We start from the raw sequence: 16,229 nt of genomic DNA, 5'->3' as shown, positions 1-16,229 counted from the left end.
GCTCAGGGCATCCGGGCGGTCCCGCCGAGTCCCACATCGAGCACCGATCCGGTGGTATAACGACCGGATTCGCCGACGAGATGATCGACCGCATCGGCGATCGCGTCCGGGGGACACCACGGGATCCGCATGGGGCTCATCCGCGCGTAGCGGGGCTCGACCTCTTCCCGGGCGGGATTGTCCAGATCGGGGGCGAACAGCGAATACAGGGCCGGGTTGTGCAGCATCGGCGTATCGACATTGGTGGGGCAGACGATATTCGCGGTCACCCCTGTTTCCGCGTATTCGAGCGCGACGGATTTGACGAGCCCGATCACGCCCCACTTGGACGCCGAGTAGTGCGCGAGGTTCGGGGTGCCCTGCCGCCCGCTCATCGACGAGATGGCGACGATCCGGCCCCAGCCGCCGGTCATATGGGGCAGGACCGCGCGGAGACAATTGAACGTCCCGGTCAGGTTGGTGGCGAGCATATCCGACCACATGGCGTCGGAGAGTTCGGTGACGGGTGCGAAGCCGACGATTCCCGCGCAGGTGACGAGAATATCGATCCGGCCGGACGGCGCGGCGGCGGAATCGGCGAAGGCGGTGACAGCGGCGGCGTCCCGGACATCGAGTGCGGAGGTGGTGCAGTGTCCGCCGTCTGCCTCGATCAGGCGGGCGGTCTCCGCGAGATCGTCTGCGGTGGCCAGGGGATACGGGGCGGTATCACTGGGCGAGCACAGGTCTGCGAGCCGGACAGTGGCGCCCCGTCGGGCGAGCGCCCGCGCGACAGCGCGACCCTGGCCACGCGCGGCGCCGGTGACGATTGCGGTGCGACCCTCGAGATCACCCTCGGTCGTGTTGGCCGGCTGCATCCTTCACACTCCTCTCGACGATCTGCTTGACCTGCGCCTTGGCGATCTTGCCGCCCGGCGCCAGGGGCATCCGTTCGAGTACCCGCAACCGTTCCGGCAGGTACTCCCGGGTGATCCCTTGTTCGCGTAACCAGGAATTCAATTCCGCGAGCGTCAACTGCCCGGCGGCCGGAGTCAGAGTGACGGCGGCGCAGAGCCGTTCACCGAACAGCGGATCGGGGACACCCACCGCCGCGACCATTTCCACGGCGGGATGTTCGCGGATGTAGTCCTCCACTTCGAGGGCGGAGATGTTCTTCCCACCGCGGATGATCAGATCCGCCAGCCGGCCCACCACGCGCAGCCGATCGTTTTCGTCGACCTCGACGATGTCACCGAGCCGGATCCAGCCGTCGTCGGTGAACAGTTCTGTGTTCGCGGCTTCGTCGTTCCAGTAGCCGGGGGACATGAGGGGTCCGTGCACCGCGGGCTGTCCGCGCCGGATCCCCGGACCGCCCGCACCGGTCCCGTCGTCGAGGATGCGGACGTTCATCTCCGGAATCAGGCGCCCGCCGGTGCCGAGCCGGGTCTCCTCGTCGTCGTGGACGGTGGTGCCACTGGCCGCCCCGGTTTCGTTGGAGCCGTAGAATTGCAGGACCAGCGCCCCGGTGGCTTCCTCGAAACGTTTGGCCTCGGCGTACGGAACGGCCTCACCGCCGGTGAACATGGCACGCAGCGCGTCGGCGCGTGACAGTTCCCGGTCCGGTGTCTGCAACATCATCCGGAACTGGGTGCTCACACAGGCGAGGATCGTGGCACGGTGTTCGGCCATCAGATCGATCGCGACCACCGGATCGAACCTGCTCATCACCAGTGCCGGCCGGCCGAGCAGGGCGGGCAGGAAATGCGAGGTCCACAGCCCGAAACCGAACGGCGCGGGAACGAATGCGGCGACGACCTCCTCGGGCCGCATATCGGCATTGCGGCAGGCGATCGCGGCGAAGGTGCTCCACCGGCGCTGGGTCTGCATGACCAATTTCGGTCGCCCGGTGGTGCCGGAGGTGCTGTTGAGCAGACAGATATCGTCCACCGAGAAACCGGGGGCGTCCGGGCTCCGGTCGCACGGTGCCGCGGCGCCGTCCAAGCTGACCTGCGCTCCCTCGACCAGCACCGTATGCGCCGGTGTCGTGTTGCGCAGCCGCAACTCCTGCATCAGTTCCGCAACCGGCACACCGCGGTTCTCGACCGCGGTCACCAGAACGGTGGAACCCGACGCCGACATCAGATGAGCCAGTTCGGCCGGCCCCGAACGTGCCCCGACAGCGACGGCGAGGACCCCGGCCCGGTAGGCGCCGACGAGCGCGGCATGGAACTCCACGGTATCGGGCAGGTACACGGTGACCGCCGGAATATCGCCGAGGGCGCGCAGCGCGGCGCAGACGCGGTCGGCGAGGCGATCGTATTCGACCCAGGTGGTGGTGCCGTCCGGGCTGATATAAGCGGGTTCGTCCGCGCGGGTGGTGGCCCACGTGCGGACGAGGTCGCTGACGGAATATCCGGTGCAGGCCTCGGGGTCCGCGGTGAACTCGGGGGTGATTTCGGCTAGGGGAACGTGTTCCATCACAGAGCTTCCTCGAGCATCCCCATGGATGCCCGGTAGGCGGTATCGAGTGCGTCGGCGGTGTCCATCGGCTCGGAGAGTGAGCCCCGGACCATGACGTACCCGCGGTCGACGATACGGGCCACCCGGTACAGCGCCGGTTCGGCCACGAGCACCGTGATACCCGAATCCGCCAGTGCGCGAACATGGTCGAGCAGTTCACCGGCGAGCTTCGGGGAGAGCCCGGTGGTCATCTCGTCGAGCAGCAGCGCCCGCGGCTGCACCAGCAGTGCCCGGGCCAGCAGCAGCATCTGTTGTTCCCCGCCGGACAGCACACCGGCGAATTGTTTCGCACGGGTCCGCAGAATGGGGAAGCGGTCGAAGGCCGATTCGAGGACATCGTTACGGGCTCCCAGTAACCGGGCCCCGATCTCCAGGTTTTCCCGCACGGTCAGGCGCGGGAAAAGTTGCCGGCCCTGCGGGACGAAGGCGACTCCGGTGCGCAACCTTTTCTGGGCAGTGGCACCACCGAGATCGTGCTCGTCGACCGTGACGGTCCCGGTGGCGGGGGTACTGCCGAACACTGCCGACAGCAGGCTCGACTTACCGGCCCCGTTCGGCCCCACCACCGCGGTGACCTCCCCGGAGCGGGCCTCGAACGCCGCATCGCGGACCGCGACGGCTTTTCCGTAGCGGACGGTGAGTCCGTGGGCGCTGATCATCGGGTCTCCTCGGTGGTGCCGAAGTACACGGATTGCATTTCCGCGCTGCGCATACAGTCCTGCGGGCTGCCGGTGAACGCGACCGCGCCGTCGGCCAGCAGCACCACCGAATCGGCCAGTTCGGCAATCAGATCGACGTTGTGGTCGACCAGAACCACCGAATGTCCTGCCTCGCGGACCTGGTGCACGGCACGGGAGATCGCCGCGATCCCCTCCGTATCGGAGCCGGCGAAGGGTTCGTCCAACAGCAGCACTCGCGGTTCGGCGGCCATCGCGCGGGCGATTTCGACCAGCCGCTGAGACCCTAGGCCGAGACTGCCGGTGGGCACACGGTCGGTGGTGACCCCATATTCCGCGGCCACCGCCGCCGCCTTGTCGAGCACCGTCCTGGGCGTGCCCGCGAGTCCACGGAGCAGCGCCCGCAGCGAGGCACCGTAGGAGCCGATCGACCGGCCGACGATGCCGGGCACGATGTTCTCGACCGGGGTCAGTTCCAGCGCCAGCTGCGGATGCTGGAAGGTACGGGCCAGCCCGGCCCGGGCCCGCACCGCGGGACCGTCGGGCAGGGCGCGGCCGTCGACGTGCACGGTGCCCGCGTCGGGGGTCTGAGTGCCCACGATGCAGTCGACCAAGGTGGTTTTTCCTGCCCCGTTCGGCCCGACGAGGCCGAGCACGCGGCCCGCGGGCAGATCGAAACTCACCTCGTCGACCGCGGTGACGCCGCCGTAGCGTTTGGTCAACCCGGTCACGGACAGCAGAGCTGTGGATGCCATGGTCGTCACCTCCTGTCCAGGGTCCGGGACGGTATGAGCCGTTGCCGCAGCCGGTGTGCCCAGCCGATCAAACCGCCGGGGGCGAGCAGGAGGATCACCAGGACGACCACGGCCAGCAGCAGCTCACCCGAGCCCTGGTAGCCGGGCATGTTCAGCGTGACTCCCACGACGATCAGCGCCCCGAGGGGAGCGCCCCACGCCGATCCGCGGCCGCCGATGATCGGCATGAAGATCGCGAGGAATACCAGGTCCAGGCCGAAGGTCTCCGGTGTCACCGCCTGCACCGAGACGGTGAACAGCGCACCGCCGGTGGACGCGATCGCCGCGCCGACGGCGAGCGCCACCACGGTCAGATGGGTCGGGGAGATCCCGGCGGACTGCACCGCGGGCGCGTTCTCCCGCGCCGCGGACAGCGACAACCCCCACGCCGACCGGCGCAACCGGTCGATCAGCACCGCGACCGCGCAGACGAAGAGGATCGCGGCCACCACCTGGGCGTAACGCGGTGGTTCCCAGCCGAACAGCGACGGCACCGGGATGTTCGCGATCCCGGACGATCCGCCGGTGATCGAGGTGGCATCGCCGAGCCAATGTTCGAAGGCGATGGCGAACAGCAGGGTGACGGCGGCGAGGTAGAACCCGGAGAGTTTTCTGGTCGCCACGGCGAGGACGAGGGCGACCGCGGCGGCGATCACCATACCGGCGAGCCAGCCCCACCACGGTGAAAGTCCTTGTTTCACCGACAGATACGCAACGGCGTAGGCGCCGATGGCCGCATAGGCGCTGTAGGCCATGGACAGCGAACCGGCCAGCACGAACGGCAGGTACATACCGAGCGCCACCAGCGCGTAGGTGGCGGCCAGAAACACCAGGTCCTGCCGGTACAGGCTGGGGCCCATCCAGAGCAGTACCGCGGCGAGAACGGCCAGGCAGATACCCAGCTCGCCGAGCACGGTCCGCGCGGCGGTCGTCCCGGTTCTGGTGGCCGGGGTAGCGGTTTCGGTGGTCGTGAGAACAGCCATCACACCCGCACCTTTCGTTGGAACAGGCCTTCGGGCCGGAACGCGAAGAACACGAGAGCGACGAGGAAGATGGCGATCGAACTACCGGTCGCGCCGAAATAGAAACTGCCGAACACCTGCACCCAGCCGAGCGCGAGCCCGCCGATCAGGGGCGCCCACGGTTTTCCGGTGCCGCCGACGACCAGTGCGAGGAAGCCGGTGAGCGTCCAGGACAATCCGCTGGTGAACTGGGCGCCGGATTTGGCGGCGAAGACGATCCCTGCGATTCCGGCGATGGCGCCGGACAGGCCGAAGGCCCATAACCGCACCCGGTTCACGTCGACGCCGATCATCCGTGCCGCATCGTGGTTGTCACCGACGGCGCGCAACAGCTGACCCGTGGCGGTGGAACGAAGCCAGAGTACGGTGGCCGCCAGCGCGACCGCGGTGACCAGGATGATGGTCGCCGTCGTACCCTGCACGCCCACCGTCCCGATGCGGAAGTCGGGCAGTCCGAGCAGATTCGGCACCGATACCGGGGTCCGGCCGAACACCGTGCCCGCCAGCTGCTGAATCGCGAACAGTGTCGCGGTGACGGCGACCAGGGCGGGCAGTTCGGCGCCACCGGAGCGGCGCTGCACCGGCCGGACCACCACGATCTCGGTGACCAGTGAGATCCCCACTGCCACGGCGATACCCAGGATCGCGCCGAGCAGGATCGGCACACCCCACTGTGCAGCGGCATAACCGGCGAGCAGCGCGGCGGCCATCGCATACGGGCCCGCGGCGAAATTGAAGAACGAGGCACCCACCACGACCAGATAGATCGACAAGGCGACGAGCGCGAAGAAACAGCCGATTTCGATGGCGGCCAGCCACAACTGCGGATCAGTCATCGACCGGCCCCCTTCGGCGTGCATTCGGGCTGGTACTCCGGCCAGGGGCCGGTGGGTACGTTATCGCGGCCGAATTCGACGAGCACCAGACCGCAGGCCGAATCGGGGGCGATATGGTCGTCCGGCGCGAACGACAGGGTCAGCGGGGCCTGCCCGAAACTCGCCGGAACGTCGCGGACCTGCTGCATCGCCTCGTTGAGCCGATGCCGATCGGTATGGGTTCCGGCGAGTTCGATCGCCCGCGCCAGCAACATCACCGAGTCGTAGGCCTGTGCGTCGTAGGCGGTCAGCGAGTAGTCCGGTCCCTTGACGGTCCGCAGCCAGTCCTGCAGTTCCGCGGTGCGCGGATTGCTGTCGCTCAGGCTGCCCATGTACACGAGGCCGTCGAGCGAACCCGGCGCCGCGAGTTTCCACGATTCGGGCTGGTTTCCGATCGACGCCAGCGAGAAGCGCTGCAACCCGGGCGCCAGTCGGTGCACCGTATTCTGCGCGAGAAGTTCGAAGTTACCGCCGACGCTTGCGACGAGCACCACATCGGGGTCGCTGTCGAGTAGCCGGCTCACCCCGGCGGTGAGGTCGGCGGCATCGACGGCGGCTTTCGCGGTGCCGACGATATCGATGCACTCCCGCAATTTCGGGTAGAGCGTATCGAGGATGCCCGCGATCGCCGGACTGGAATCGGCCAGCACCCCGAGCCGCTTCTTACCCTGTGCCGCGAAGGCGCCGCAGTAGACATCGGCGTACTGGGCCAGCGGATTGGGCACCATATACGCGTATTCGTTCCCGGGCGGCCCGGCGACCGCATCGGTCAGCGCGGTGGGTGCGATGGTGACGACTTCGGTGGACTGCGATATCTGCTTGGCCTGCAACGCCGAACCGCTACCGGTGGCGAGGACGATCGCGGAGGCGCCCTGGTCGACCAGTTTGCGGATGATCGAGGGCGTATTCGTCGGACTGCTCTCGTCGTTCTCCACCACGAGCCGGACCTCTTTACCGCCGATCCCGCCGTCGGCGTTGAGCCGGTTCACCGCGGCGCGGACGGTATCGCCGGCGATCGTCGAATACGACGCTCCCGGCCCGGTCGAATCCTCGTCCATCCCGATAACGATGTAATCGTCCACCGGTTCGCGGACCTGGGCACATCCCGCCGGCAACAATGCCGCGGCCAGCACCCAGGCGAGTACCCGGGTACGTCTCATGAGACCACCACCAATCAAGCACGCGCTTGGTATGAACCAAGCAATCGCTTGAGAGTGTGGCCTGTGCCACTGCTTCTGTCAACAAGTTGCCGTGATCTCGACCGGTGCGAACCGTGTCTACGGTTCGTCGACCAGCCGTTTCGTCAGTTCCTCGAGCCGGCGCTCGATACGGTCGAGCCGGTCGATGATCGGCCGGTCGGCGCTGTCCGGACTGCTGCTCGCAACGGTCACCGGGGCAGCGCCACCGTCGACGAAAGCCGCCACCACGGTGTCGGTCACCTCGTCGCGCCGTTCCGACAGGTGTTCGCGGTGATACCGGATCGACCACCACACCCCTTCCCGCAGCATCCGCGCGAAATCGACCGGGTCGAGCCCGGCGCGTAGTTCCCCGTCCGCGCTCGCCCGAGTGGCGGCATCGATCCAGAACCTATGCGCCGTCCGCACCGCATCCGCGATCGCATCCGGCGCGCCCGGCCCGTGGTACGACATCTCGTTCTGATAGATCTCGGTGGCATACGGATGCATCTCGGCGATCTCGATCGACGAATAGACCAGCGCGCGCAGTTCCTCGCGCATCCCGCTCACATGGGGCAGTACGGAGCGGTAACGGGAGTTCAGATCGGTCAGGAAATCGTCGAGTATCGCGAACGCGATCGCATCCTTCGACGGGAAATGGTGGTAGAGGCTGCCGGACAGCATGCCGACCCCCTCCGCGATATCCCGGACGCTCGTGCCCGCCACCCCGTTCTCGACGAACAGCCCGGCGGCAACACGTTTGATCTGATCTCGGCGGCTGACCACCCGCTCATCCTTCCTGCCCGTGGCCGCTACTGTCGAGCGGCCGTGCCCCGGAGTGGGACAGTGTGGTCGCTACGGTCGCCGGTGGGGCGCCGACGCATGACATCCGGAAGGTAGGGGCCGGATCGAGACCATCGGCACATGGTTCACCAGCAGCGCACGGCCTACCGCCTACCCGGCAGTGGGTCCGATGTTTCCGGTCGTGGCGATCACACTGCGACGGCGGGCTGCCGCGGCGCCGGGCCGGGCCGGCAGGCCGGGTCGGGCGCGGGGACGGCGGCGACCAGGGCGCGGGTGTGGGATCGGCGGGGGTTGGTGAAAACGGTATCGACCGGGCCCACTTCCAATACGGATCCGGAGCGCAGCACCGCTACCCGGTCGGCGACCTGATGCACCACGGCCAGGTCATGGCTGATGAACAGGCAGGCGAAGCCCAGGTCGCGCTGGATTTCGGTGAACAGGGACAGGACTTCGGCCTGGACGGAGACGTCGAGGGCACTGGTGGGTTCGTCGGCGATGAGCAGGCGCGGGCGTAGAGCGAGGGCGCGGGCCAAGGCGACACGCTGGCGTTGCCCGCCGGAGAGCTGGTGCGGGAATCGGCCGGCGAAGGCGGCGGGCAGGCGTACGGCGTCGAGGAGATCGAGGACTCGCTGCCGGCGTTCGCCCGGGGTGCCGGCCTTGTGTACATCGAGGGGTTCGCGAATACTGGCGGCGATCGTGAGCCGGGGGTCGAGAGAGGTGGCGGGATCCTGTGGCACCACCGCGATATCGCGGCGTAGTTCACGCAGCCGGCGCGGTGTCAGGGCGGCCAGATCGTGGCCGTCGACGAGTACCCGGCCGCCGGTGACCGGCTCCAGGCCGGTCGCGATCCGGCCGAGTGTGGTTTTCCCGGAACCGGATTCGCCTACCAGGCCGAGTACTTCGCCGGGGTGGACGGTGAGGCCCACCGAGTCGACGGCACGGAAGGCGGGTTGCCCGTGGCGGGCCGGGTAGGTGACGGTGGCAGCGTCGAACTCGAGAACCGCGGGCGTGGTGGGTTCGGGGCCGGGCGCCGTCGTGCCGGGGTGTTCGGGCAGCCGGGGGACCGCACCCAGCAGTGCGCGGGTATACGGATGGGTGGGGGTGCCGAACAGGGCATGCGTATCGCCGGTTTCGACGATCCGGCCCGCCTGCATCACCAGGACACGGTCGGCGTACTGGGCCACGACACCCATATTGTGCGTAATCAGCAGGACACCCATCCCGGTGCGGTGACGGATCCGGTCGAGCAGGGCCAGGATCTCGGCCTGCACCGTCACATCGAGCGCCGTGGTCGGCTCGTCGGCGACCAAGAGATCCGGCTCGCCTGCCAGGGCCAGCGCGATCGCGACCCGCTGCTTCTGCCCACCGGACAACTGGTGCGGGTAATACCGCACGCGCCGGGCCGGATCGGGGATCTCGACCCGGTCGAGCAGTTCCACGGCGAGCCGATCTGCGTCGGCAGCCGATATGCGGCGATGGGCGCGGATCGCCTCGCGCAGCTGCCATCCCACGCGACGTACCGGATTCAGGGCGTTCTGCGGATCCTGGAAGATCAGCGCGACCTTGGTACCGCGTAACCGGTTCAGCTCGGTATCGGTGGCGCCGAGGATGCCGGTGCCGTCGAGGCTGATCGTGCCGGTGGCGGCGGCACCGTCGGGGAGCAGCCCCAGGATCGCGCGGGCGGTCAGGGATTTACCGGAACCGGATTCGCCCACCAGGGCCACGATCTCACTGTGGTCGACGGTGAAGGAGATTCCGTCGACCACGGGATCGTCGTGCTCGAAGGCGAGACGCAGTGCGCGGACGGTCAGTAGGTCGGTGGACGCCGGGACGGGAGTGGGCACGGGAAGCTCCTTCGAGCCGGTGGGTCACTGCCGCCGGGACCGGGCGGCGAGTGCTTGGGAGATCAGCAGCAGGCCGAGCACCAGCACGACCACGACGGCGAGCGGGCCGACCACGAAGAACGGGGAATGGTAGGCGCTCTGGGCTCCCTCTTTGATGAGGGTGCCGAGGGAGGGCGTCGGCGGGGTGACACCGAGCCCGAGGAAACTCATGGCGCCTTCGATGAACACGGCGACCGACATGGCCAGGGCGAGCTGGACGGTCAGCGGCTCCAGACAGTTGGGCAGCACATGCCGCCGCAGGATCCAGCCCTCGCCGGCGCCCAGGGCCCGGGCCGCTTCGACATAGGGCAATTGCCGCACGGTGAGCACCGAGGTGCGGGTGAGGCGGCCGAATACCGGGATCTCGGCGAGCACGATCACGATGCCGATGGCCCCCACACCCGGGCCGGCGATCATGGTCAGCGCGATGGCCAGGATGATCGTGGGGAAGGCGAGGATCAGGTCGAACGACCGCTGGATCGCGGTATCGATGCGGCCGGACAGGGAAGCGGCGAGCCCGAGCAGTGCGCCGAGCGCCGCGCCGATCGGCACCGCCAGGAAGATCACGAGCAGATCGATCCGGATGCCGTACAGGGTGCGGGAGAGGATATCGCGGCCGACCGAGTCGGTGCCGAAGGGATGCGTACCGCTCGGGCCGGCCAGGGTGGCACCGGCGAACTGCTGATCCGGTGCGTGCGGTGCGAGCCAGGGGGCGAGCAGTCCGGCGGCCGCCACCACCGCCACCAGGATCAGCCCGGTCAGACCGCGGCCTGTGCGTAGCGCACCCCAGCGGCTGTCGCGGTCGCTCCCACCGGCGTCGTCCACCGGTGTGGGCTCGATGTGCAGAGTCATGCCGTGGCTCCCAGCCGGATGCGCGGATCGAGTGCGGCGTTCACCAGATCGGTGATCAACTGCACGACGACGAACAGAACCACGGAGAACAGCAGCATCACCTGCACCACCGGGTAGTCCCGGCTCGATATCGCGCGTTCGATCAGATGACCGAGCCCCGGCCAGGCGAAGATCGCCTCCACGAGAACGGCGCCGCCGAGCAGATGCCCGATCTGGATACCGAGCACCGTGACGGTGGCCGGTAACGCATTCGGCAGAACCTGCGTGAGCACGATGCGAGAGCGCGGAATACCGAGTGCGCGGGCGGTGGTGACATACGGTTCGGCGAGCTGGCTGCGCAGCGATTCGGTGAGGAAGCGGGTCAGGGCTGCCGCGATCGGCAGCGCCAGGCAGATCGCGGGCAGGATCAGATACTGCGCGGAGATCGCCGGATCGTCGAGGAAGCCGTGCCGCGGGATACCGCCCGCGGGCAGCACCATCCAGACCACACCGAACAGCACCACCAGGATCGTGCCCGTGACGAAATTCGGGACGGCCACCGCGACGGTGCCGAACGCGGTCACCACACTGTCGAGCCATTTCCGGCGGGCGATCACCGCGCCGGTGGCGGCGGTGACGGCGATCACGACCGCCAGCAGCAGTGCAGTCACCGCGAGGATCAGCGTATTGCCCAGCGCATCGAGGAGCAGGGTGGCGATATCGCCGCCCAGGATCAGTGAGCGCCCGAAGTCGAGGGTGGCGATATCGCCGATCCAGGCGAAGTACTGACCGAACTGGGAACCGGTGAGCCCCAGCTCCTCCCGTAACGCCGCCAGCGCTTCCGGTGAGGAATCCGGGCCGGCCAGGATGAGTGCGGGATCGCCCGGAACCAGCCGCAGCAGCGTGAAGATCACCACCGACCCGGCGGCCAGGACGAGCAGGGCGGACGGAATCCGCCGCAGACTGTAATTCAGCAACGTGGTCAGCTCCCCAGGTAGGCGTCGCTCAGGTCGAGCTCGGACCGCTTCGACCAGGTCACCCCGTGGAGAGCGGGCGACATGGCGAGTTCGTTCTCCTTGTTGAACAGTTCGATCACGAAGACGTTGTCGAGCAGTTCGGTATTGAGTGCCCGGTACGCGTCCCTCGCTTCGCGGCTGTTCGGATCTACAGTGCGCCAAGCAGTTTCGACCGCGCGGAGATAATCCGGATCGGTGAAGTTGGAGGTGTTCTTGTGCGCGTTGAACGGGAAGGCGCCGGTCGGCAGTGTCACCGGCGTGTACTGCGTGTAGGTGTGGGCCGTGATCCACAGACCACCGAAGGTGCCGCCGATGAGATTTTCCAGGGTGGTCGGGTAGTCCATCGGCTGGAGCGTGGACTCGATACCTGCCGCCGCCAGGTCGGCCTGGATGATCTGGGCGACGGCTTCGGAATCGAGTGACCCCGTGGTGTAACCGATCGGGATCACCGGAATATCGCCGACTTCGGCGACCAGCGCTCTGGCCCGCTCCACATCGTGCCCGTAGGTGGAGTTGCGGCTTGCGTCGTAGGCGGGAGAGTATTCGGGCCACGGCAGATCGGCGACCGTTCCATGGCCCTGATAGACATCGGCGAGAAGACGATCGGGGTCGACTGCGTAGGCGATCGCCCGGCGCAACCGGATATCGTGCAACCCCGGTGCCCGCACATTCGCGCCGAGATACCAGTTGTGCGCGACTCCCGTCTGCGTCACGACCCGGAGCGCGGATCGGGCGGCCAGCGCGTCCGCGTCCCGCGGAGCGACCGAGAGCAGTAGGTCGAGCTGACCGGTGCGTAGCTGCGAGATACGGGTCTGTGGATCGGGTACGATCACGTACTCGACCCCGTCGAGATGCGGTGCGCCGCCCCAATAGTGGTCGTTGGCCGCGAAATCCATCGACGCACCCGGTTTCCAGCCGGTGAACCGGAAGGCGCCGGTGCCGTTGTAGCCGCGGCCGGTGTCGAAATCCGCGAGGGTGTGGCGGTCGATGATCGGGACGATCTCCAGGAGATCGAGGATGTTCCCGGCGGGCTGGGCGAGTTCGAGCGTTATCGCATGCGGATCGGTGGTGTCGTATCCGGTGATCAGAGCGGCGGTGCGGGCGAGCTGGCCGGCGCGGGTGGGGTCGGCGTAGGTGGTGAGGCTGAACTGCACGTCCACGGAGGTGAGAGGCCGGCCGTCGTGGAAGGTCACATCGTCACGCAACTCGATATCGACGGTGCGGCCGTCCGGTGCGATCTGCCAGGATTCGGCCAGTGCCGGTTGCGGATCCAGACTGTCCGGGGGATAGGTGATCAGGGTGTCGTAGACCAGACCGGTGATCATCGTCTGCGCCGGCGCACCCGCATACAGGGAGGCCGGGGTGAGATCGCCGGCATCGCCGATCCGCAACACTCCGCCCTCGGTGACTTCCGCGTCTGCGCCGGAGCCCGCCTGGTCCACCGCGGACCGGCACCCGGCTACGGCGAGGAGCACAGTCAGGCACAGGGCGAGGACCGGAAGGGTGCGTGCGGGCGCGGTACGGCTGAGCACGGGAAGTCCTTTCGAGGCCGGGCGGACCGGCCCCGCGTGGTGCGGAACCGGTCCGATCGGGCGGAGGGGTCAGGCGTCGAATCCGGGGAAACGATCCACGGGGTCGACGATCGAGAAATGCGAGGCGTCGCCGGTGCGGATACGGCTGGGCTCGTTGTCCACCGAGACCGGGATATCGCCGGCCAGTGTCACCCGGTGCACGCTGCGCTTGTGGTCGCCGTAATCGGCGATGCCGTAGTGCTGGGTGGCGCGGTTGTCCCAGATCACCAGATCGCCCGGAGTCCAGGCCCAGCGCAAGGTGTTCTCCAAACGGACGATGCGGTCCTGCAGCAGCTGGAACAGCGCCGCCGACTCCGAGGTTTTCAGGCCGACAAAGTTCTTGACGAAATGTCCCAGCAGCAGCGACTTCTCACCGGTTTCGGGATGAATCCGCACTACCGGATGTTCGGTTTCGAACACGATGCGGGTGAAATTCTGCATATGGTTCGCCGCGGTGATACCCCGGGCCTTGGCGTCGGCGTGCACACCGGCGTAGTCGTATTCGTTGCTGTGCACCGCCCACAACTTCTCGACCAGTGCTTTCAGCGGTTCGGGCAGCTGGTTGTAGGCAGCGGTGGTGGAGGCCCAGGTGGTGGCGCCGCCGTAGGGCGGGATATCCACGGCGCGCAGGATGGAGGCCTTCGGGATACGGTCGATGAAGGTGACATCGGTATGCCAGCTGTTCGCGGCGCCCTCGATCACCAGCGTCCGGTTGTCCTCGGAGGTGAGGGTCGGATGGGTGGTGGTGGGCGAGCCCAATGTCGAGGCGAACCGGTATTGGGTCTCGTCGTCGACATGGTGCTGGCCGCGGAAAACCACCACCTTGTTGGTGGCGAGGGCGTAGCGGATGGCGAACGCGGTCTCGCCGCTGATATCGCCGGAGATGTGGACGCCCTCGATCAGCGCGCCGATATTCTCGCCCAGCTTGGTGACGGTGATACCGCCGGCCGCGTAGATTTCGGCTGCGGTGACGGGACGACTCTCGGTGGTGGTCACGGTGGTCTCCTGACGGTCGAACAGTGGGTCGGCCCCGGATCGGGTCGGGCCGGAAAGCGGGCCGAACGTCAAAGTAATTGGGGTGCATTAATTTGAGAATGAATGCGATCCCGATGATTCTTTGCTTGCGTGAACCCGCGCAGCGGTCCTGATGGGCAGCCGGAAGCTGTTGCCGGGGCGGTAGGGTGAACGCCCATGACCGCCAGACGCGGCCGCTACGGTGCCGGTGAAGAAACCCGGGTACTCCTGGTAGAAACAGCCGAGCGCCTGTTCGCGCGCCGAGGGTACGACGGTGTCACCCTGGCCGATATCCGCAACGCCGCCGGGCAGCACAACGCATCGGTGATCGGGTACTACTTCGGTTCCAAGGAGAACCTGCTGCGCGCGATATTCGCGCACCGGCTGCCCTCGATCAGTGCCGACCGGGAAGCGCTGGTGGCGAGTTCGTGGGCGGACGACCGCGCACCGACCACCCGCGTGGCCTTGTGGATCATGGTGCAGCCGCTGGCGAATACACTGCGCGCCGGCAACAACTACGTCGGCCTGCTCGACCGGCTGATGGAAACCGAAATCCTGGCGCGCACCTTCGGTTCCGTCGATCCGGAGATGACCGCGAGTGGGTTCGGGGTGAACCGCGCCCTGCACGCTGCGCTGGACGATATGCCGGAAGAGCTGCGCCGGCAGCGGATCGGCATGGTGTACGAGAGCGTGCTGCACACCCTGGCCCGCTACAACCGTTCCGGTACCGCACCGGACCGCGCCGAGCTGTCGTCCCTCATCGATGCATGGGACGGTTTACTGCACGCACCGGCGTCCGAGGAGACGCGATTGATCCGGGACGGTATCCGGACATAGCGCATGTCGTCCGGGCACTCACCGCCCCGGATATATCGGGCGGCCGACCTTGGGAAACGTCGCCAGGGGCTCGCGAACCCCGGTAAATGTTGCTCGACGAGCCCCACCTCGGTGACCCGCGAGAGATCGCCGGTCAGCCGTATCTGCTCCGTGTACCGAGCGGTCTGACCGGGCCGGCGCCGCTGCTCGTAGCGCTGTTTGCAAGGTATATTCGCCGGTGCCCGGGCTGTCGAGGATCGGTGAGCAGATGCACCCGCGACGGATCGAACTCAATCGGCGGCACAGCTGGGAGATGGGGAAGCTCTACCAGCGATTCCTGGATATTCATCCGGGCGTCGAGGGTGACGAGCTGCCCATGTCGGACGCGGAGGATGCGGCCTGGGCGGACTTCAGTGCCGAATTGCTCGCGCGGCACCAGGCCGAGCGAGCAGCTCTGGCAGCGCAGCTGGAAGCCGAGCAGCAGCCCCGCCGTACTGCGCCCCCGGGGCAGATGGCAGCGCCGGAGGCGATTGCCCGGGTCGTGCTGTGGATCAGAGCACGGGAGCTGGAGTATCCGACGGAAGGACTTATGGCGGACCGGTTCTCCGTCGGGTGGTCTGTCTATGCGCCGGTGGAGACCGACGAGTCCGATCCGCTGTCCTTCCTGGATGTCCCGGTGGGGCGCGCAGTTTTCCTGATCGGGGATTCGGGCCGGATCGAAGAGTCCTCGTCGAGCGTTCCGCCGTCGGTTGCCCGCGTTCGCTTCACCCAGCGGGAACTCGCGCTTCGCAACGAGGAATGATCACGCGAAAAGTGTCGTTCGCAGTGTGTTGCGGCCGTGCCCTCCAGTGTTGCTGTCAGGTCGATGTCGTACACCTGGGGTCTGCTCGGCGGCGTGTATTGCCGGTGATGCGGAGAATCTGCCGCGCATAGACTGGATGGCATACCTGTGCGTCCCCGAGGTTCGGAGAATCGTTATGACCGGCGAAGTCCCGTCCGATGATCTCAGGCTCGGCGATGCCGATCGGCTACATGCGCTCAACGTGCTGGCCGAGCACTATGCGGCCGGGCGGCTGAGCACACAGGAGTTCTACGACCGGTCCGGTGAGATCGCGGTGGCTCGCACCTTGGGGGCTGCCGGCGAGTTGTTTCGCGGGCTGCCGGGTGGCGTGCCGCTGGAGAACGTGGATGGGCGGGTGCGGGTGGTTGCCGCCGGGCCGGAGGCGGTACCTGCGGTGCCGGCGGGTCCCGCGGA

General features: G+C 67.4%; 16 protein-coding genes. 3 read left to right on the top strand and 13 right to left on the bottom strand.

The annotated features are described in order from the left end of the window. Positions 1 to 2: 2 nt before the first annotated feature. The 13 genes from ON22_RS28030 to ON22_RS27970 form a co-directional block, all read right to left on the bottom strand. Positions 3 to 854 carry a mycofactocin-coupled SDR family oxidoreductase gene (locus tag ON22_RS28030; RefSeq protein WP_033242700.1) on the bottom strand — a complete coding sequence of 284 codons (852 nt, stop codon included), beginning with the start codon at positions 852 to 854 and terminating at the stop codon, positions 3 to 5. Next, on the bottom strand, positions 826 to 2,454 hold the full coding sequence (locus ON22_RS28025; protein ID WP_033242701.1) for a class I adenylate-forming enzyme family protein: 1,629 nt from the start codon (positions 2,452 to 2,454) through the stop codon (positions 826 to 828). The genes ON22_RS28030 and ON22_RS28025 overlap by 29 nt, the downstream gene beginning before the upstream one ends. Further along, positions 2,454 to 3,155, bottom strand: a complete 702-nt coding sequence (locus tag ON22_RS28020; protein ID WP_033242702.1) for an ABC transporter ATP-binding protein — start codon at positions 3,153 to 3,155, stop codon at positions 2,454 to 2,456. Before ON22_RS28020 ends, ON22_RS28025 begins: the two co-directional genes overlap by 1 nt. Then, entirely contained in the window at positions 3,152 to 3,928 is a 777-nt protein-coding gene (locus tag ON22_RS28015; protein WP_033243022.1) for an ABC transporter ATP-binding protein, read from the bottom strand. Before ON22_RS28015 ends, ON22_RS28020 begins: the two co-directional genes overlap by 4 nt. Before the next feature lie 5 nt (positions 3,929 to 3,933). Continuing rightward, positions 3,934 to 4,950: a branched-chain amino acid ABC transporter permease gene (locus ON22_RS28010; RefSeq protein ID WP_033242703.1), complete on the bottom strand. Its 1,017-nt coding sequence runs from the start codon at positions 4,948 to 4,950 to the stop codon at positions 3,934 to 3,936. After that, complete coding sequence (locus ON22_RS28005) at positions 4,950 to 5,825, bottom strand: branched-chain amino acid ABC transporter permease (protein WP_033243023.1); 876 nt, start codon at positions 5,823 to 5,825, stop codon at positions 4,950 to 4,952. The genes ON22_RS28010 and ON22_RS28005 overlap by 1 nt, the downstream gene beginning before the upstream one ends. Next, on the bottom strand, positions 5,822 to 7,024 hold the full coding sequence (locus ON22_RS28000; protein ID WP_033242704.1) for an ABC transporter substrate-binding protein: 1,203 nt from the start codon (positions 7,022 to 7,024) through the stop codon (positions 5,822 to 5,824). The genes ON22_RS28005 and ON22_RS28000 overlap by 4 nt, the downstream gene beginning before the upstream one ends. A gap of 117 nt (positions 7,025 to 7,141) precedes the next feature. Next, positions 7,142 to 7,825 (bottom strand): TetR/AcrR family transcriptional regulator, encoded by a 684-nt coding sequence (locus ON22_RS37660; protein WP_051158183.1) that lies wholly within the window; start codon positions 7,823 to 7,825, stop codon positions 7,142 to 7,144. A 206-nt stretch (positions 7,826 to 8,031) separates the two neighbouring features. Beyond that, entirely contained in the window at positions 8,032 to 9,687 is a 1,656-nt protein-coding gene (locus ON22_RS27990; RefSeq protein ID WP_033242705.1) for a dipeptide ABC transporter ATP-binding protein, read from the bottom strand. 24 nt (positions 9,688 to 9,711) lie between these two features. Beyond that, a complete protein-coding gene (locus ON22_RS27985; protein WP_033242706.1) occupies positions 9,712 to 10,578 on the bottom strand; it encodes an ABC transporter permease in 867 nt (288 codons plus the stop codon). Next, positions 10,575 to 11,534: an ABC transporter permease gene (locus ON22_RS27980; RefSeq protein ID WP_033242707.1), complete on the bottom strand. Its 960-nt coding sequence runs from the start codon at positions 11,532 to 11,534 to the stop codon at positions 10,575 to 10,577. The genes ON22_RS27985 and ON22_RS27980 overlap by 4 nt, the downstream gene beginning before the upstream one ends. Positions 11,535 to 11,539: 5 nt before the next feature. Further along, positions 11,540 to 13,105: an ABC transporter substrate-binding protein gene (locus ON22_RS27975; protein ID WP_033242708.1), complete on the bottom strand. Its 1,566-nt coding sequence runs from the start codon at positions 13,103 to 13,105 to the stop codon at positions 11,540 to 11,542. Between the two features lie 69 nt (positions 13,106 to 13,174). Then, positions 13,175 to 14,140 carry a TauD/TfdA dioxygenase family protein gene (locus ON22_RS27970; RefSeq protein WP_033243025.1) on the bottom strand — a complete coding sequence of 322 codons (966 nt, stop codon included), beginning with the start codon at positions 14,138 to 14,140 and terminating at the stop codon, positions 13,175 to 13,177. Between the two features lie 195 nt (positions 14,141 to 14,335). Between ON22_RS27970 and ON22_RS27965 the strand changes: the two genes are divergently transcribed. From ON22_RS27965 to ON22_RS27955, 3 genes are all read left to right on the top strand, one after another. Next, the gene (locus ON22_RS27965; protein WP_033242709.1) at positions 14,336 to 14,995 is read left to right on the top strand and encodes a TetR/AcrR family transcriptional regulator; all 660 of its coding nucleotides are present in this window, start codon (positions 14,336 to 14,338) and stop codon (positions 14,993 to 14,995) included. 247 nt (positions 14,996 to 15,242) lie between these two features. Beyond that, on the top strand, positions 15,243 to 15,776 hold the full coding sequence (locus ON22_RS27960) for a hypothetical protein (RefSeq protein ID WP_033242710.1): 534 nt from the start codon (positions 15,243 to 15,245) through the stop codon (positions 15,774 to 15,776). 175 nt (positions 15,777 to 15,951) lie between these two features. Then, on the top strand, positions 15,952 to 16,229 hold a 278-nt coding region (locus ON22_RS27955; protein WP_157170448.1), incomplete at its 3' end, for a DUF1707 SHOCT-like domain-containing protein.

The organism is Nocardia carnea NBRC 14403, assembly GCF_000308515.1.
GTDB classification, from domain to species: domain Bacteria; phylum Actinomycetota; class Actinomycetes; order Mycobacteriales; family Mycobacteriaceae; genus Nocardia; species Nocardia carnea.
The sequence above is the reverse complement of the archived record's forward strand: the minus strand, read 5'-3'. Positions and strand labels throughout refer to the sequence as shown.